The 19,496-nt window shown below is 43.4% G+C and carries 11 protein-coding genes and 1 pseudogene; 11 read left to right on the forward strand and 1 reads right to left on the reverse strand.

The window, feature by feature from the left end; genetic code table 11:
- A pseudogene (locus tag JX304_RS10915) lies at window positions 1-1,724 on the reverse strand (hypothetical protein); the annotation flags it as partial.
- Window positions 1,725-1,764: 40 nt separating this feature from the next.
- Here JX304_RS10915 and JX304_RS10920 point away from each other — a divergent pair.
- From JX304_RS10920 to asp4, 11 genes are all read left to right on the forward strand, one after another.
- Window positions 1,765-1,992: an LPXTG cell wall anchor domain-containing protein gene (locus JX304_RS10920; protein WP_345770897.1), complete on the forward strand. Its 228-nt coding sequence runs from the start codon at window positions 1,765-1,767 to the stop codon at window positions 1,990-1,992.
- 195 nt (window positions 1,993-2,187) lie between these two features.
- A complete protein-coding gene (locus JX304_RS00850; RefSeq protein ID WP_205010844.1) occupies window positions 2,188-7,803 on the forward strand; it encodes an accessory Sec-dependent serine-rich glycoprotein adhesin in 5,616 nt (1,871 codons plus the stop codon).
- A 187-nt stretch (window positions 7,804-7,990) separates the two neighbouring features.
- Window positions 7,991-8,995 carry a sugar transferase gene (locus JX304_RS00855; protein ID WP_205010845.1) on the forward strand — a complete coding sequence of 335 codons (1,005 nt, stop codon included), beginning with the start codon at window positions 7,991-7,993 and terminating at the stop codon, window positions 8,993-8,995.
- Between the two features lie 223 nt (window positions 8,996-9,218).
- A complete protein-coding gene (gene secY2, locus JX304_RS00860) occupies window positions 9,219-10,436 on the forward strand; it encodes an accessory Sec system protein translocase subunit SecY2 (protein ID WP_205010846.1) in 1,218 nt (405 codons plus the stop codon).
- An 8-nt stretch (window positions 10,437-10,444) separates the two neighbouring features.
- Complete coding sequence (gene asp1 / locus JX304_RS00865) at window positions 10,445-12,034, forward strand: accessory Sec system protein Asp1 (protein ID WP_205010847.1); 1,590 nt, start codon at window positions 10,445-10,447, stop codon at window positions 12,032-12,034.
- On the forward strand, window positions 12,027-13,571 hold the full coding sequence (gene asp2 / locus JX304_RS00870) for an accessory Sec system protein Asp2 (protein WP_205010848.1): 1,545 nt from the start codon (window positions 12,027-12,029) through the stop codon (window positions 13,569-13,571). The genes asp1 and asp2 overlap by 8 nt, the downstream gene beginning before the upstream one ends.
- Window positions 13,568-14,038 carry an accessory Sec system protein Asp3 gene (asp3, locus tag JX304_RS00875; RefSeq protein WP_200772795.1) on the forward strand — a complete coding sequence of 157 codons (471 nt, stop codon included), beginning with the start codon at window positions 13,568-13,570 and terminating at the stop codon, window positions 14,036-14,038. Before asp2 ends, asp3 begins: the two co-directional genes overlap by 4 nt.
- Before the next feature lie 24 nt (window positions 14,039-14,062).
- Window positions 14,063-16,447 carry an accessory Sec system translocase SecA2 gene (gene secA2 / locus JX304_RS00880; protein ID WP_205010893.1) on the forward strand — a complete coding sequence of 795 codons (2,385 nt, stop codon included), beginning with the start codon at window positions 14,063-14,065 and terminating at the stop codon, window positions 16,445-16,447.
- Window positions 16,448-16,458: 11 nt separating this feature from the next.
- Window positions 16,459-17,973, forward strand: a complete 1,515-nt coding sequence (gene gtfA / locus JX304_RS00885; protein ID WP_205010849.1) for an accessory Sec system glycosyltransferase GtfA — start codon at window positions 16,459-16,461, stop codon at window positions 17,971-17,973.
- Window positions 17,957-19,312 carry an accessory Sec system glycosylation chaperone GtfB gene (gene gtfB, locus JX304_RS00890; protein ID WP_205010850.1) on the forward strand — a complete coding sequence of 452 codons (1,356 nt, stop codon included), beginning with the start codon at window positions 17,957-17,959 and terminating at the stop codon, window positions 19,310-19,312. The genes gtfA and gtfB overlap by 17 nt, the downstream gene beginning before the upstream one ends.
- Entirely contained in the window at window positions 19,296-19,496 is a 201-nt protein-coding gene (gene asp4 / locus JX304_RS00895; RefSeq protein WP_430544372.1) for an accessory Sec system protein Asp4, read from the forward strand. Before gtfB ends, asp4 begins: the two co-directional genes overlap by 17 nt.

Below are 19,496 nucleotides of genomic sequence, written 5' to 3' on the forward strand. Positions count from 1 at the left end.
ACGTCCGAGTCAGTGTCAGTATCAGAGTCTGTATCAACGTCCGAGTCAGTGTCAGTATCAGAGTCTGTATCAACGTCTGAGTCAGTGTCTACATCCGAATCGGTTTCAGCGTCTGAGTCTGTATCAGCGTCGGAATCTGTTTCAACATCCAAATCGGTTTCAGCGTCTGAGTCTGTATCAACGTCTGAGTCTGTATCAACGTCTGAATCGGTGTCAACATCTGAATTAGTCTCAACGTCTGAATCAGCATCGACGTCCGGATCAGTATCTACTTCAGAATCGGTGTCAACATCCGAATCGGTTTCAGCGTCCGAATCAGTATCAGCATCCGAGTCATTGTCAGTGTCTGAGTCAGTTTCAACGTCTGAGTCAGTATCAACATCCGAGTCAGTTTCAGCCTCTGAATCCGTTTCAACGTCTGAGTCCGTTTCTACATCTGAATCGCTGTCAACATCCGAGTCAGTATTAGCGTCCGAATCTGTTTCTACATCTGAGTCTATATCGACCACTGAATCAGTATCAACGTCCGAATCGGTCTCCGCGTCTGAATCAGTGTCAGCATCAGAATCAGTCTCAGCGTCTGAGTCAGTATCAACATCCGAGTCAGTATCAGCCTCTGAATCAGTATCAACGTCTGAATCGATTTCTACCTCTGAATCAGTCTCCGCGTCTGAGTCAGTCTCAGCATCAGAGTCTGTATCAACGTCAGAGTCAGCATCAACGTCAGAGTCAGTATCTACTTCAGAATCAGTGTCAACGTCTGAATCGGTCTCCGCGTCTGAGTCAGTGTCAGCATCAGAATCCGTTTCAATCTCAGAGTCAGTATCTACATCTGAATCAGTATCAACGTCAGAGTCAGTATCTACTTCAGAATCAGTGTCAACGTCTGAATCGGTCTCCGCGTCTGAGTCAATATCAGCATCAGAATCCGTTTCAACCTCAGAGTCAGTATCTACATCTGAATCAGTATCAACGTCTGAGTCAGTGTCAACATCCGAGTCAGTTTCAGCCTCTGAATCCGTTTCAACGTCTGAGTCCGTTTCTACATCTGAATCGCTGTCAACATCCGAGTCAGTATTAGCGTCCGAATCTGTTTCTACATCTGAGTCTATATCGACCACTGAATCAGTATCAACGTCCGAATCGGTCTCCGCGTCTGAATCAGTGTCAGCATCAGAATCAGTCTCAGCGTCTGAGTCAGTATCAACATCCGAGTCAGTATCAGCCTCTGAATCAGTATCAACGTCTGAATCGATTTCTACCTCTGAATCAGTCTCCGCGTCTGAGTCAGTCTCAGCATCAGAGTCTGTATCAACGTCAGAGTCAGCATCAACGTCAGAGTCAGTATCTACTTCAGAATCAGTGTCAACGTCTGAATCGGTCTCCGCGTCTGAGTCAGTGTCAGCATCAGAATCCGTTTCAATCTCAGAGTCAGTATCTACATCTGAATCAGTATCAACGTCAGAGTCAGTATCTACTTCAGAATCAGTGTCAACGTCTGAATCGGTCTCCGCGTCTGAGTCAGTATCAGCATCAGAATCCGTTTCAACCTCAGAGTCAGTATCTACATCTGAATCAGTATCAACGTCAGAGTCAGTGTCAACATCCGAGTCTGTCTCAACATCCGAGTCAGTTTCAACCTCTGAATCAGTATCAGCGTCAGAGTCAGTGTCAGTATCAGAGTCTGTATCAACGTCAGAGTCAGTGTCAGTATTGTTGAGCAACTCAATCTCTGCTGCTGAATCAGTAAGTACTTCAGTTTCAGTGAGTCAATCACAATCAGTATCAACATCTGGTAGCGGTTCACAATCAGCTTCTGGTTCAGAATCAATGTCGACCTCCGAGTCAGCAAGTGGATCACAAAAACACAGCCAATCTATGGCGCTTCCGAATACTGGCGAAACAGGGTCTGTAACATCAGCTCTTCTTGGGGTTGTTACAGGGCTAGCTGGAATTACTGGACTTATCCGACGTAAAAAGAAGGGTAACTGATCTAGTAGGAAATGCCATTTTTTCAAGTGAATCTCATAGGAGATTCACTTTTTTACTAGTAGAATAAAATATTTTAAATTTGTTGCAAAAAATTTGAAAATAAAGCAATAATATATAAGTTTTTCGTAGCAAATTACTTGAATCTACGTAGTATTCCTGTATAATGAATAATGAATACAATGTAAGGGGAATATCATGCAATTTAAGCGTTCAAAAGGAAACTTTCGTGAAACAGATCGTGTCGTACGCTTCAAATTAATTAAATCAGGAAAAAATTGGCTTCGAGCATCAACAGCAGCTCTAGGTCTCTTTCGTGTGGTACGTGGGCAAGTGGAGGAGGCCATCATTGCCAACGTGCAGCAAGATCAAATAGAAAGTCAAAAGAATAGCCAAGCCTTCTTAAAAGGTTTGATTGCGGTAGGAACGGTTTTTGGAGGTGCTGTGCTTGCTACGACTGCTAAGGCGGAGGATACAACATCACTTGCACCAACGGTTTCTGAGACAAAAGAGGAAACCTTGGCAGAAGTGGATAGTGTGGTCTTAGCAAAAACTTCAAGCCAGCCTTCAGAATCCATCTCTGTTTCAGAATCCACTAGCCTTTCTACGTCTGAGAGTGCGTCGGCTTCAATCAGTGAATCTGCTTCTTTGTCCTTGATCAAAGTTGGGTCAACTGCACTTAGCGAGTCTTCCCAAGCTCTAGAGTCAGAAGCAGGTATTGAAGAGCCGACTAGTTTAGAAGAAGCCACTGTTTTAGAACAAAATACCTCTGAAGCTGAATTGCTCCAAAAAATTGCAGGGGATTACGCATCTACAATGACGAACACTGATCGTCAAGCAGTGGTCGAAGCGGTCATTAACAAAGTGCAGGCTGAAGTGATTGCAAGTAATAACTTGATCCATACCAATGCCAGTGCTCAAGCTTATGCCGAGCAACGCGATCGTTTGGGCAAAGCGGTTGATGAGATGATGACCACCTTAACGGCTGCAGGCTTTGTGGGAAATTCCAATGTAAATGGGAAGCCAGCTATCTCAGCTCAATTGTCTCCGATTGAAGAGGAGGCTAGAAGTAATGATGAAAATCTATCCATTTCACCAGATATGGATGATCGTCATGGTGCCAATGTGGTAGATGCGCCACTACCAACTTCGGATGTTGCCAAAGACCCGAACATAGATAAAAATGCTTCGTTAACTCCAGAAGAGCTTGCAAAGTATTCAAAAGATCACGATTTGAGCCGTTATACATTTGCAATTTGGGAATTTGTTGACCGAAGTGAGCAATCCTTGGGCTACTATGCGACACTATCTGTTGATCGTAGCGAAACGAATCCAGATGTTCGTGATCCGAAGAATGTTTATTTCCGAATTGTGAAGGAATCAGATGGATCAGAAGTCTTTTCTCAAACATTCCAACCCAATGAGAGATTGAATAGCCCTATACGACTTCCTAAAGAAGTCTTGATTGCCGATTCTCCAGCAGGTAACAACTTTGTCTATTCTTTTGGAGACGCAAGTAACCCCCCTTATGTGAGCCTACAATCTTTTCCTAATATTTTTATGGTTCCCGTTAGAAGTGTTATGCTCCGAGATGTCTATGATGTCATGGAACCTTCACGTCAAGGTCAAATACTAAATGAGTTGTTCCAGGTCAAAGTACCAACCATGTGGTCTCAACAGTCTACCTTGTATCGTTTGGTGGATCCAAAGGGGAAATGGCAAGATGGATTGTATGAACCAACTGGAGAAGAAGAGGTTCTTGCTGAATACAGGCAATCTGGGATTGAGGGACAACAGTATACTGCCTCAAATGCGCGTGATATTGCAGGTTACGTTCAGGTACCAGTAGTCAGTATCTCTCAAAATGCGACCACTGGGATCTTTGATAATAGTAAGGTTGGAAAAAGACAAGTCGAATTATACGGAAATGCGCGTGAGCATTTTATAAGAAGTGAAGTTGTCACAACGAATCAAAATGGGGACTACATTCTTCGCTATTACGTCTTGGATCCTTCTAAAATATATACATTGACCTCTCGGGATACAGGAAATGAATCAGTATTTGATAAGTATACTCTTGTTTATGAAAAAACTTTTAAACACGATGTTCCAGGCCAATTGTTTGACTTAGGTGGAACGCGTAAAATTGAAAGTAAAAACAAGGATTATTTCCTAAACGTTACTCCAAGACGTGTGGATGAACACAACTTTGAACTGGACGTAACAGGTTGGTTTTCCGCCAAAGAGACAGTGACTTATACTGATGAAAAGACGGGAATAGCGTACACGGTTCCGAAACCATTCACAGATGTTCCAAAATCACCTTCCCTTTCAAAAAATACGACGATGATTGTAGGGGAAGATGCGACTCCTCAAGGAGCCGATGGCTTCTCTCGTTTCAAGCATACGATTAAGAATAGCTTTTATGCTAATCCAACGACGAGTGTGAACTACTATTATCGGAAGATGACGGCATCTGAGTCTGCCTCACAGTCTCAAAGTTTTTCAACTTCATCTTCTATCTCTGAGAGTGAGTCACCAACCTTTGAGTCTATTTCAAGATCTCAGTCAGAATCCTTGGCCCCAGCATCACTATCTGCGAGTCAGTCAGAATCCTTGGTTCAAGCCTCGGTTTTTGCGAGCCAGTCTGATTCTTTAATTCAAGCTATGCTTTCTGCGAGTCAATCGAAGTCCTTGGCTCAAGAATCACTTTCAGCTAGCCAGTCTGATTTCTTGGTTCAAACATCAATTTTCCTTAGTCAATCGGAATCGTTGGCTCAAGAATTGCTTTCTACGAGCCAATCGACATCCTTGGTTAAATCCTCAGAATCGGCGAGTCGCTCTGAATCCTTGGTTCAAGCTTCGGTTTCAGCAAGTCAATCCGAGTCACAGGTTCAAGCCTCGACTTCAGCAAGCCAGTCAGAGTCGTTGGTCCAAGCATCGACTTCAGCAAGTCAATCCGAATCGCAAGTTCAAGCTTCGATTTTGTCAAGTCAATCAGAGTCGTTGGCCCAAGCATCGACTTCAGCAAGTCAATCCGAATCGTTGGTCCAAGCCTCAGTTTCGGAAAGCAAATCTGAATCACAAGTACAAGCCTCGATTTTTGCAAGCCAATCAGAGTCACAGGTTCAATCTTCAATTTCAGCGAGCCAGTCAGAGTCATTGGTTCAAGCTTCGGTTTCGGCAAGTCAGTCCGAATCGCAGGTTCAATCTTCAACATCTGCGAGTCAATCTGAATCGCTGGTTAAAGAATCAATTTCCGCGAGTCAGTCAGAGTCGCAAGTCCGCGAATCAATTTCAGTGAGTCAATCAGACTCGCAGGTTCAATCTTCAGCTTCCGTAAGTCGATCTGAGTCACAAGTCCAAGCATCGATTTCAGCAAGCCAATCAGAATCGTTGGTACAAGCCTCGATTTTAGCGAGCCAATCAGAATCGTTGGTTCAAGCTTCAACATCTGCGAGCCAATCAGAATCGCTGGTTAAAGAATCAATTTCCGCGAGTCAGTCAGAATCATTATCTGGTGTGGTATCTAAATCAACTTCCTTGTCCCAATCGCAGTCAACATCCGCTGTTGGATCGAAGGAAGTAGTTTCTCAACTTGTTTCTTTGTCTCAATCTGCTTCGATGAGCGAGAAGCTTTCCAAATCGGCCTCAGTGAGTCAATCTGAATCGCAAGTCCGTGAATCAATTTCAGTAAGTCAGTCTGAGTTGCGAGCCCAAGAATCATTTTCGGTAAGTCAATCTGACTCACAAGTTCAAGCTTCGGTTTCGGCAAGCAAATCTGACTCACAAGTTCAAGCTTCGATTTCAGCAAGTCAGTCCGAATCGCAGGTTCAAGCTTCAACATCTGCGAGTCAATCAGAATCGCTGGTTAAAGAATCAATTTCCGCGAGTCAGTCAGAGTCGCAAGTCCGCGAATCAATTTCAGTGAGTCAATCAGACTCGCAGGTTCAATCTTCAGCTTCCGTAAGTCGATCTGAGTCACAAGTCCAAGCATCGATTTCAGCAAGCCAATCAGAATCGTTGGTACAAGCCTCGATTTCGGCAAGTCAATCCGAATCGCAAGTCCGAGAATCGATTTCGACAAGCGAATCTGACTCACAGGTTCAAGCTTCAACATCAGTAAGCAAGTCAGACTCACAAATCCAAGCTTCGATTTTGTCAAGTCAGTCCGAGTCCTTGGTTCAAGTCTCAGTTTCAGCAAGTCAATCTGAGTCACAAGTCCAAGCATCAAATTCAGCAAGCCAGTCAGAGTCATTGATTAAAGCTTCGACTTCAGCAAGTCAATCTGAATCGCAAGTCCAAGAATCACTTTCGGTAAGCCAGTCCGAATTGCAGGTTCAAGCTTCGATTTTGTCAAGTCAATCAGAGTCGTTGGTCCAAGCATCGACTTCAGCAAGTCAATCCGAATCGTTGGTCCAAGCCTCAGTTTCGGCAAGCAAATCTGACTCACAAGTTCAAGCTTCAACATCTGCGAGTCAATCAGACTCACAGGTTCAATCTTCGGTTTCGGCAAGTCAGTCCGAATCACAAGTCCGAGCTTCGGTTTCAGCGAGCCAGTCAGAGTCGTTGATTAAAGCTTCGGCTTCAGCTAGTCAATCTGACTCACAAGTTCGATCTTCGGTTTCCGCGAGTCAATCCGAATCACAAGTCCAAGCCTCGACTTCAGCTAGTCAATCTGATTCATTGGTACAAGCATCAGTTTCTGAAAGCCAATCAGAGTCATTGATTAAAGCTTCGGATTCAGCGAGTCAATCTGAGTCACAAGTCCAAGCTTCAATTTCAGCAAGTCAATCTGAATTACAAGTCCAAGCTTCGATTTTGTCAAGTCAGTCCGAGTCCTTGGTTCAAGCCTCAGTTTCGGCAAGCCAGTCCGAGTCGCAAGTTCAAGCTTCGGTTTCCGTGAGTCAATCTGAATCGCTGGTTAAAGAATCAATTTCAGCGAGTCAGTCAGAGTCGCAAGTCCGCGAATCAATTTCAGCGAGTCAGTCTGAATCGTTGGTTCAAGCTTCGATTTCAACGAGTCGGTCAGAGTCGTTGATCCAAGAATCGATTTCAACTAGCCAATCAGACTTGTTAGAACAAGAATCGGCTTTAGTGAGTCAATCACAATCTACTTCTGATGTCGAATCTAAGTCTCAAAATACAGAATCTATATCCTTTTCTCGTTCTGATTCAATGAGTCAGTTAGAATCGCAAGTATCGACTGATTTGCAATCAACATCAGTGAGTCAATCAGACTCGCAGGTTCAAGCTTCTGCCTCAACAAGCGAATCAGCTTCAACTTCTAGTGTCGTAGCTGTATCGCAGGTCTCAGAGTCTGTATCGTTCTCTCGATCAGTTTCAGAGAGTCTATCTGCTTCACAATGGGCATCTCATTCAGAATCTCTAGCGTCAGTCTCACTATCGGGGTCTGACTCCTATAGCCAATCAACTTCGCTCCTTTCAACAAGCGAATCAGCTTCAACGTCGATGCCAGTGTCTGAATTCCCTTTGACAAGTGTTTCAGAATCTATGAGCGCATCCTCGACAGAGAGTCAATCTCTATCGTATGAAGCTTCTGAATGGATCAGTGTGTCTTATGCGTCAAGTTTCTCTGCTATGACCAGTCCTTCGGAGTCTGTCGTGTCTTCGTTCAGCACCTCTTACTCAGAATCTCCAACAGAAGCAAGCTCGCTAAGTGCGAAACATTCTTCAGGACCTGCTCTTCCAGCGACAGGAGCTCATCCTTCATCTAATATCCTTGCTACAGGAGTTTCCATTCTTCTTTCTGGATTAGCCCTTTTAGGAATCCGGAAAAAAGATAGCAAATAAGGTATGAAATATCATGAATAAAGACCGGGATATTCCCGGTCTTTTATGAATTCAAAAAGTTTAAGAAGTTTTAAAATATGTTATAATGGACAAGGAAGTTTTCAGTAAAGTAATATAGACAAGGAAACTCTATCCGTACTATATGAAATTACGAATATAGATCAAAAAGAAGAGTTAGAGGGAAGAAATGAAAATCCATTTTACAAATTTATTCGGGCAATCTTCGCAAAGTGTTGCTCTAATGGCGCAAAATGATATTATGAATGTGGTTCGTGAACTTGGGGTCAATGAACTTGGAATCTATTTTTATGATCAAACGAATGAACCGGATGGTGAGTTGAGTTCACGGATGGACGGTATTTTAGCAGGTGTAGCTTTTGGGGATATTGTCTTCGTTCAATCACCTTCTTGGAACGGAATTGAGTGGGATAATCGTTTGGTGGATAAGTTAAAACTCCTTCAAACGAAACTCGTCATGTTCATCCATGATGTCCCACCTCTCATGTTTGAAAGCAATTATTATCTCATGCCTGCTTATATTGAGATGTATAATAAGAGCGACCTTGTTGTTGTCCCATCAGAACAGATGTACCATCGTCTAGTATCAGAAGGGCTTACAGTTAAAAAATATGTGGTCCAAAAATTGTGGGATTTGACCCACAGTTTGGAACTCTACACTCCACAATTTGAGAAAAAGTTGATCTTCTCAGGTAATCCTTCGCGTTTCCCTCATATCATCGATTGGAAATATGATACTCCCCTTCATGTCTATACCGAACCAGTTGAAGGAGTTGATTATTCTAAGGTCCATATTGAAGGCTGGCGGACCAAGCAAGAGTTGCTTTTGGAGCTTTCTAAGGGTGGTTTTGGGCTTGTCTGGGGAAATTCAGAGAATCCTGAGGATGAGCGAGATTACTACAAAGAAAATATTTCCTACAAATTATCAACTTATCTATCCGCAGGTCTTCCGGTAGTCGTACCAGACTATTTGTCAAATGCAGACTATATTCGAGAAAAAGGGATCGGCTTTGTAGCATCCAGTCTTGAAGAAGCTAATCGTTTGGTTCAAGACTGCACAGAAGAAGCGTATGCCCAAATGGTCCAAAAGGCTCACTATACTTCTTATTTGATCCGCAATGGCTATTTTACAAAGAAATTATTTATTGATAGTATTATGGCTCTAGGGAAATAAATAGAATAAAAAAGGATTCTTCAGACATAAATCTGAAGAATTTTTTATTGAATACGGTACCAAGACCATAATTTTTTAGAATATTAAGGATTAGTGACAAATAAGTTTAGAAATAAGGCAAATTATGGTAAAATAAGTTGAGATAATGTACTTTATAAACACATATTTAAAGGCTGTTTTTCCAATGAAATGGTCAAAATGAGTAAGAGAAAGTTTAAAAGAAATGTTAAAACGATCTGAAGTAGGAAAGAGATTTTGTTGGACGATATTTTTCGTCTTTATTTATGTTTTGGGAAGTAAAATTTCCCTGCCTTTTGTTGACTTATCAAAGGCTTTGAGGCTCAATGAGGGAACAACAACTGGTTTACAACTCTCGAGTGCTGTGATGGGGGGAAATCTCCGCGGAATGTCGATCTTTTCGATCGGTCTATCCCCTTGGATGTCTTCCCTGATTTTATGGCGGATGTTTACCGTTTCAAAACGTTTTAACCTCGAAAAAACCAGCTCAGAGATTGTGGAGCGTCGAAAGATGTATGTGACCTTGGTGCTCGCTATTGTCCAGTCCTTAGCGGTGGCCATGTATTTACCTCTAAAAACCGATCTGGATTCGGGACTTGTCATTGCGGTCAATACTATGATTATGGTGGCTGGAGCCTTCTTTTTAGTTTGGTTATCTGATCTAAATGCTGCTTTAGGGCTCGGAAGTTCTGTGGTGATCATGATGGCTGGGATGGTTATGTACCTTCCAGAAGACGTGATGCAGACCCTTTCTAGTGTCAATAATATCCCAGAGATCGCTTATGTTCTGGGGATGATCTTCCTTTTGATTTTTGTCTATGTGGCAGTTTTAGTGGAATATTCCAAGTATCAAATTCCTGTTAATAAATTAGGAATTCATAACAACCTTAAAAGTTATACCTTTTTGGACATCAAGATCAATCCTGCGGGAGGTATGCCTTTTATGTATGCCATGACCCTGGTGTCTATTCCTCAGTACGCTATGCTTTTGATCTTGTCTATGGACTCCAATGCTAAATGGGCTGCCCAGCTAGCCAAGCACTTGGTAATGGGAGATCCAATCTGGATTCTTCTTTATATTTTTGTCATTGCAATTCTTTCTTTTGCCTTTGCCTTTGTCAATGTGAATGGAGAAGAAATTGCAGAGAAAATGATGAAGGCCTCAGAATATATCGATTATATTTATCCTGGAGCAGACACACGTCGCTATATCAATAAAATTGTGCTACGCTTGACTGTCTTTGGAACTCTGTATTTGATTCTCTTTACCGCTCTTCCTTTTTCAATCTTGCTATGGGATAAGGATCTTTTACGTTTGACCATGATCCCAGGGACCTTCCTTATGTTTGTCGGAATGATTTACAATATCCGAGAAGAAATTCGTGCCCTTCGCGTCAATCAACGTTATACAAGAATATTCTAGGAGTAACTATGTATTATTTTGTACCAGCCTGGTATGGAACGGACCGCATTTGGCAGCAAACAGCTACCCCTTGGTACTGGATGCGAGAATCCATTGAATTTGACGATACCATTAATCAAGTTCGTATTTTTCAAGAAGTAGAAATGGATCGGATTTTATTGTTGCCTCAGTATAGTCCGCAACTGCGCTATTTTTTACACCGCCAAGATTTGTTAGAGACAGATGTGCTTTCGATTTTTGATCGGATCCAAAAGGTTCCGTCTGATTTGGCTATGCGCCCAGTCCAGCTTCAAGATATCGAATGGCCGAGTGAGACAACTTTTTCTTATACTCCCTTTTTGGCAATAGCATTTCGAAAAGGTAAACGCCTAGCAAAAATTGATATGGGAGTAGATGGGAATATCCTTACCCTAACCCGTTATAAAGAGGGTGAAACCCTTTATGTCGAATATTTAGATGACCGTGGTTTTATCTCTAGTAGAGTTTACTATAAAGATGAGAAACCTTATTTTCAAGAGTATTTGAGTTTTGATGGACAATGGGTTTTGAGAGAAATGTTAATCGAAGAGAACCAATCTGTTATGGTCAATGAAGCTTTCTTTCCTGCCTTCAAAAAAGAAAGTTATTCCGATATGGGAGAAGTTGTCGCTGAAAAAATGAAGGAACAGCTGTTGACTCTGGTTCCAGGACGAGATCAGTTGGTGGTGGCAGCACATCCAGCAAATTTGGCTTTTTTACAAGATACAGCGAGTAGAGTTAAGAAAGTCTTGTCCTTCTATGGAGATCGTCAGCCCTTATCTGCTGAAAACTTTGCCCTCTATTTTGATATGATAGATGCCCAGCTCTTGATTACAGATAGTGAAAAAACCAAAGAAGCGATTGCGGTTTTTTCTCCTAGCCTGGCTCAAAAGACGCACCGGATTACCTCTTTTGACTCTCGTCTCCGTTTGGGCTCTAGTCAGGAGCGCAAGGAATCAAAGATTTACTATTATGTCAATGAAAGCGAGCTTCCAAGCAAGAAACAGCTTAAAAATATTCTAGAAATTTTGTCGCAATACCCTTTATTTGAAGTCGTTTTTGCATTTTATAATGGTTCACCAGAGAGGGTGAAAGAATTAGAAGGGCAACTTGAGGAATTGATTGCTAGTGAGCAGGACTTGCATCTGCTTCAATCACCTGCTCAAATACAAGGTCTTGGGGAAAACCAGATCATCGATGAAGAATCTGTACAAGGCGAGCCGGATTACCGTTTTGTGGTTAAGAATTTTTCAAATGAAAATGACATTATTCAAGAGTTGGAAAAAACACGTTTGATTGTAGATTTAAGCGAGGAGCCCAACCTCTATACGCAGATTGCAGGGATTTCTGCGGGGATTCCTCAAGTCAACCGCGTCCAGACAGAGTATGTCGATCATCTGAAAAATGGTTATGTCCTATCTAAGGGAGACCAGGAATTAGAAAAGGCGGTTACGCACTTCTTATTGGAATTGAAGCCTTGGAATGAAGCCTTGGTCTACTCGATCGAAAAAATTCAAGAATACACGGGTCAACGTTTGATCGAGAAATGGGAAGGATGGATGAGAGAACGTCATGGATAACAAACAACAATTAACCCATATTCTCCAAATCGGCTCAAGTAGCTGGCAGGATCAGGTGGAGCTTCCTGCTGGACTTGGATGGCACTTTTTTCAAGTCACCGCTCTTCCATCACTCAAAGACTATATGGAAGAAGAGGAAATCGCCAAATTCAAAGCTTTGATTTTAGAAAAGCCAGAGGATTTGTTGGCTCTAGGAGAAGACCTGACCTACTTCCAGCCTTATACTGTGTTTTATGATGAAAGCCATCAGCTAGAGGCCCCTTCTGAAGAATTGGCCCACCTTTTAAGTCTCAAGCAAGCAAGACCCTGGGATTTCTCAAATAAGCATCAATTTCTCTATGTCTTAGATCGCTTTTTATACGATAATCAATATGGAGATGCCTTTACGGTTAGTGATCTGCGAGTGAGACCTGATTTTGCTGGTCAGCAAACGGTGCTGGGGAAACATTTTCTTAAGCTAGATGGCCGATATGGCGAGGAGTTTACGCCGATTGTCCAGTGGGTCTACAACTATGTGTATGATGCTAGCCGTCCCATCAATTTTTGGTTGGAATACGAAAAAGATCCAAGCTGTCAACTGCAATTGCGGATCCAATTTTACCGCTTTGGTGCTCTGGGAGAGTGGGTCAAAGATGCAGTCTTTTCAGAAGAAGAGATGCAAACTCCGCTGGAATTAGACGGAGCAGAGCCTTATTATCTAGCCTTTTCGCTGGAAGCCAAAGGAGAAGGGATACTTACGATAGGAGCTCTACACAAGCGCCTGTCCCATGGCCCTCTAGGAGGCATGACAGTAGGAGCACAGACTCTTCGGGATCACAAACGCCAAGAGGTCTTTGCTTATTTCCATCCTGGTGATATGAAGCCACCTTTAAACATTTACTTTTCTGGGTATCGTCCAGCCGAAGGATTTGAAGGATTTGGGATGATGCGTGCCATGGGTAGTCCCTTTATTCTCTTTTCTGATCCAAGATTGGAAGGTGGATCCTTTTATATGGGCTCAGAAGAATTAGAAAATCAAATCACTGCCTTTATTGATCATCATTTGCATTCACTTGGTTTTGGACCGGAAGAAATGAATTTCTCTGGCTTGTCCATGGGGACCTTTGGTGCCCTTTACTATGGGGCTCTGTATTGTCCACATGCTATCCTAGTCGGTAAACCCATTGTCAACCTTGGAGATGTCGCTGCCAACCTGAAATTTAGACGTCCAGATGAGTTTGGAACGTCTCTAGATATGATGCAGTTGATCATCGGTCAAGTGTCACAAGAAGGGATTGATCAGCTCAATCAACGCTTCTGGGACCGATTTAAACAGGCGGACTTTAAGGATACGATTTTAGCCCTTGCTTATATGCGAGATGATGACTACGACAAGCAAGCCTATCCAGATATTTTAGAGACCTTGTATGAATTGCCGGTTCGGATTATTAGTACCAGTCGTGCCGGTCGGCACAATGATGCGAGTGCTCCTATCATTGAGTGGTTTATGACTCAGTACAATGAAATCATGGAAAGAGACTTTGGAAGAAACCAATGATAAAAATGAAAGAAAATGAAAGTAGACGGATCTACTGGGGCGATACAGTTTTAGCAGATTATCTTTGGGGGTCGACCATTCAGGCGACTGCCCAAGGTAGCGTTCAATTTCAGAATCCCCTCATGCCATCTGGTCAAGTGCTGAAAACCTGGCATTCACAGACAAATTTTGGTGCGACGCGTCAAATTCCTAGTCTGCCCCTGCTCAAAAGAGAGCAGGGCTATGAACTGGCAATCGAGATCGAAGCAAATCCCGCTCATACCGTGATGGTAGAAATCATCTTCAAAGATCGCTTTGGAGAGATCGTTGGCCGTCGAGTAACCGCAGAAGGCTGCTTGTCCTTCACCTATCCAGACCAAGCCTACGCCTACGAAGTACGCTTGCTTAGTGCAGGCTTGCAAGAGTTTACCTTCCACTATTTCACTATTCAACCAATATCGTCTGAGGGAGCAGAAGTTCTTGAATAGACGAACAAAACTGCAAAAAAGAGGATCACATTGGATTACGTTAAATTAAGAAACATCAAAAAAATCTTAAAAGAAGTCAATAGCTGGAAGGATACGATCGCCCACTTGACGGATCAGCAATTGCAGGAGAAGACTGTGGAATTTCGGAAACGTCTAGCGGAGGGTGAGACCTTGGATGATCTTTTGCCGGAAGCATTTGCGGTTGCACGGGAGGCCGATAAGCGGGTCTTGGGCATGTTTCCCTATGACGTCCAAGTCATGGGAGGAATCGTCCTACACCAGGGCAATGTCGCTGAAATGAATACCGGTGAAGGGAAGACCTTGACGGCAACTATGCCAGTTTATCTCAATGCCTTAGAGGGCAAAGGGGTCATGGTTATTACGACCAATACCTATCTGGCAACTCGGGATGCAGAAGAGATGGGACAGGTCTATCGTTTCTTAGGTTTGACCGTCGGTGTTCCTTTGAAACAGTCAGAAGACGAAGAATTAGATCCAGAAGTCAAACGCGAGATTTACCAATCAGACGTCATCTATACGACTAATACTAGCCTAGGTTTTGACTATCTAACAGAGAACCTGACGGCTTCTGTCGATGGCCAATTTTTGGCAGACTTCAATTACGCCATTGTCGATGAGATTGATTCGGTGCTTCTAGATAGTGCTCAGACTCCCTTGATTATTTCTGGTTCTCCTCGTGTTCAATCCAACCTGTATGGGATTATTGATACCTTGATCCAGACTTTCAAGGAGGGGGAAGATTTCAAGTTTGACGAAGAAAAGAAACGGGTTTGGTTGACTCGAAAAGGAGCTCATGCAGCAGAAGCCTTTCTTGCTATTCCCAACCTCTATGACCCCCAATACCGTGACTTGGTCCGCCATATCAGCCTAGCCCTGCAGGCTAATAAAAACTTTATTAAGGACAAGGACTATGTTATCCATCCTAATGTCGAAGGACAACCTGAGATTGTCTTGCTAGACCAGGCAACAGGACGTTTGATGGAAATGACTCGCTTGCAAGGAGGGCTCCACCAGGCGATTGAGGCCAAAGAAGGTCTCAAGCTAACCCAGGAAACACGGGCCATGGCTTCCATTACCTACCAAAACCTCTTTAAGATGTTTCGAAAGTTAGGAGGCATGACAGGGACTGGGAAGGTCGCTGAGGCAGAGTTTCTTGATACCTATGCCATGTCAGTGATCAAGATCCCAACCAATCGCAGGAAAATCCGTAAGGATTTGCCGGATGAAATCTACCAAACCTTGCCGGAAAAAATCGTGGCTTCCTTGGACTATGTGAAGAAAGTCCATGAAAAGGGCAATCCGATCCTGGTCTTTGCCGGATCGGTTGAGATGTCAATTCTTTATTCGAATCTTCTCTTGCGCGAAGGGATCCCTCACAATCTGCTTAATGCCAACAATGCTCCTCGTGAGGCCCAAATCATTAAGGAATCTGGTCGAAAAGGAGCCGTGACGGTTGCGACCTCAATGGCCGGTCGAGGAACCGATATCAAGTTGGGACCGGGAGTAGCTGAATTAGGAGGCCTAGTGGTTGTCGGAACCGAGCGGATGATGAACCAGCGGATTGACCTTCAAATTCGGGGACGTTCAGGCCGCCAAGGAGATCCCGGTTTGACCAAGTTCTTTGTCTCTTTAGAAGACGATTTGATGAAAAACTGGGGACCAGACTGGATCCAGGATACCTATCAAGACTATGATGTGGAAGAGCGCATTGGGGCTACTAAAGCTCTGACCAAGCGCAAGTATAAAAACTTGGTGGAACGAGCTCAAAATGCTAGTGAAAGTTCTGGTCAGGCCAGCCGTCGGATGACGCTGGAATTTGCGGAAAGTATGAACATTCAGCGAGCGATCGTCTACGAAGAACGTGACCGCTTGATTAAGCAAGAAGGACGCTTGGACGACATCGTAGAAAAAGCGCTTCGTTTCGTTTTTTCAAGCATTGCCCATAAAAAAGAATACAAAGAACCTGTAGCTTTTTATCGCTATATTTTAGACAATGTTAGCTACCAAGTGGATCCGGAAAAGGCCCACCAAACCTTCCGTAGCAAAAAAACCAAAGCGAATTTCTTATGGGAGATTGCTAAGAGTGAGTTAGAGGCCAAGTATGAGGTCTTAGGCACCGATGAGGTGATCGCCCAATTCCAGCGCATGGCCATTCTAAAAGCTATCGATGAAAACTGGGTCGAGCAGGTAGACTATCTGCAACAATTGCGCATGGCTCTGTCTGGCCAATACACCAGTCAGAAAAACCCTTTGGTAGAATTTTTCCAAGAAGCCTACCAATCTTTTGAACGAATGAAAGAGGCGACCAAAGAACAAATGGTCCGCAATCTCTTACTGAGTCGAGTAGAAATCAATAAAAAAGGGGAAATTGTCTTGCATTTCCCATAAAAGAGGACATTATGACAGTATACAATATCAACCTTGGAATCGGTTGGGCCAGCAGTGGTGTTGAGTATGCCCAGGCCTACCGTGCCCAGTTGTTACGCAATATCCATCAACCAGCCAAGTTTGTCTTTATGGATATGATTCTAGCCGATAATATCCAGCATTTAACAGAAAATATCGGCTTTAAAAATGATGAAATCATCTGGCTCTACAGCCATTTTACAGATATAAAAATTGCACCAACGACCTATACCCTTGATCAGGTCTTAGCAGGTTTTACCGGAAAACCGACTCGTGAAGAAGTCGATGGCAAGATCAAGCGCTTCTTTTATGAAGACCAGGACAACTTTTTGACCTGCTACCTGCGGGAGGAAAACAGTCCCTATGTCGAACGTTGCGAGTATGTGTCTAGGGGAATTTTAGTGAGAAAGGATTATTTCTCCTACACTCGTTACTGTACCGAGTACTTTATTCCCAAGAATAACCAAGCCAACTTGATTGAGCGCCGCTTTTACAATGAAGACGGGACGGTTGCCTACAGCATGCAGATGGCAGATGGGCGCGAAATCTATTGTTTTCCAGATCGCTATCTGGTTGGTCGCCAAGAATTGATCCGCTACTTTATGCAGACTCTTCGATTGACCAAACAAGATCTAGTGATTTTGGATCGGGAAACCAATATCGGTCAGCCCATCTTTGAAGAGGCGCAAAAGGCCCGTCTGGGCGTGGTGGTCCATGCCGAACACTTTAGTGCCAATAGTGTCGATGATCAGTATATCTTGTGGAATAACTATTATGACTACCAATTCACCAATGCCGATAAGGTGGACTTCTTTATTGTTGCGACTGATCGTCAAAAAGAAATCTTAACAGAGCAGTTTGCTAAATATACCAAGCATCGGCCGGCTATCTATACCATTCCAGTTGGTAGTCTTGCCAGCTTGCCACAAAACGAAAATCGTACCCCATTTTCTATGATTACAGCCTCTCGTTTGGCAACAGAAAAGCATATTGACTGGTTGGTACGAGCAGTGGTTCGGGCCAAAAAAGAATTGCCAGAATTGTTCTTTGACATCTATGGGAAAGGTGGAGAAGAAGGGAAATTGCGCTCTCTGATTGATGAATTGGGGGCGGCAGACTATATCCAGCTTAAAGGTCATGCCAACCTCGAGGAAATTTATAAGAACTATGAGGTTTACCTGTCCGCATCGACCAGCGAGGGCTTTGGTTTAACCTTGATGGAGGCGATTGGTTCTGGTCTTCCGATTATCGGTTTTGACGTTCCTTATGGCAACCAAACCTTTGTCACAGAAGGGAAAAATGGCTATCTCATCCCACCTTCAGCTGACCAAGTGGTGGACCATATTGCTGCTGCCTTTGCTGAAAAAATCATTCAGCTCTACAAGAAAGATGATCTAGCCAGCATGCGTCAAGCATCTTATGCGCGTGCAGAAGACTTTTTGACCAGCCGAGTAGAAGAAGCTTGGGCACAATTGATAGAAGAGGTGACACATGCTGAACGTATTTGATAGTTATTCTCGTGAAAGCCAAGACCTGCTCCACTCCATGAAGGAGTCTGGCTTTGAATATCCAACCGTTGTTCTGGAGCCAAACGGTTTCTTACCTGACGGGGTCGAATCGCCTTTTCTCTATTTTTTAGGCCAGCCAAAAGAGGAGAAGCGCGGACGCTACTTTAATGAAGTTCCAGTGCCTGATTTCTGGGAAGTTTCAGGGGATAATAGTTCGGGGAGAGTCACCTACTATGGTCAGGAAAAGGCTCGGATTGTTTACCATGCCGCTTCCTATAAACGCATTGTCGAGCGCATAGAGTGGTTGGATGACAAGGGGCAAGTATTCATGATTGATCGCTATGACCAATACGGTCGTAAGATAGCCGTAACGACTTGTGGTGATCAAGGACAGCATTTGGTGACTACTTATTTTGAAGGAGATACCGAGCGCTTGACAGAGAATCACCAAACAGGGGATTTGATCTTGACCTTGGACCATCAACCCATGCGGATTTTCAAGAATCGCTTAGATTACTTTGTCTTTTACCTAGAGTATCGTGGTTTTAATCTGGATGGTTTGGTCTACAATACCCTTGCTACCTCCTTTAGCATTAGTCTTCAGCTTGGAAATAAAGGAATCAAAGGTCGCGACGTCTTGGTGTGGCAAGAACCACTTCATGACAGCCTTCCAGGCAATATGCAGTTGATTCTAAAGAGCCCAGAAATCCGGACCAAGAAGATCTTGATTCCACAAAATTCGACTTATCATCGCGCTTTGCAGTTGACCTCACAAGACCAGCATAGCTATTTTGCTCCCCTTGGCTACCTGTATGATTTCAAGGTAAAAGACGATATCCGTAAAGACGCCTTTGTCTTGACCAATTCGGATCAGATCGAAGCCTTGACCTACCTAGTAGAGAATTTGCCAAATGTGACCTTCCGTGTAGCGGCCTTGACAGAGATGTCTGCTAGCCTCTTATCTATGGTTCGTTACCCAAATGTGGTCTTGTATCAAAATATCAGCCAAGAGCGGATCAAAGAGTTGCTTAAGGTCTCTAGTATTTATCTGGATATCAACCACTATGCAGAGGTGCAAGGAATTGTTCGCAAGGCCTTTGAACACCAGCAAGTCATCCTTGCCTTTAGCCATACCCTGCATGACCGCCACTTCCTCGCACAAGCCAATATCTTTGACCAAGGAAAAGAAGCAGATATGGTGGCCCGTATCCAGGAAATCTACCAATCTGTGGATAGCTACAGAGAAGCAGTCGCGCAACAAATTGCTCAATCAAGTAGTGTCGAGCCAGCTGTTTTCACAGCTCGCTTGAAAGAAGGGATCGGTGGACAAGGTGAGTGATCGTAAGAAAGATTTATTTTACAAAGAAGTAGAAGGCCGAATGGAGTCTCTCAAACGCCGTCCTTCCGAAAAAGAAAAGACGACGCGTTCCGAAAAGATCAATGTTACCTTTAATGTGGTCATCGGGTTGGTGATCTTACTAGGAGTTATTTTTACCCTCTTGAGAGTATTAGGAGGATCCTAA

The organism is Streptococcus parasanguinis (assembly GCF_901875555.1).
In the GTDB taxonomy this organism is placed as follows: Bacteria; Bacillota; Bacilli; order Lactobacillales; family Streptococcaceae; genus Streptococcus; species Streptococcus parasanguinis_H.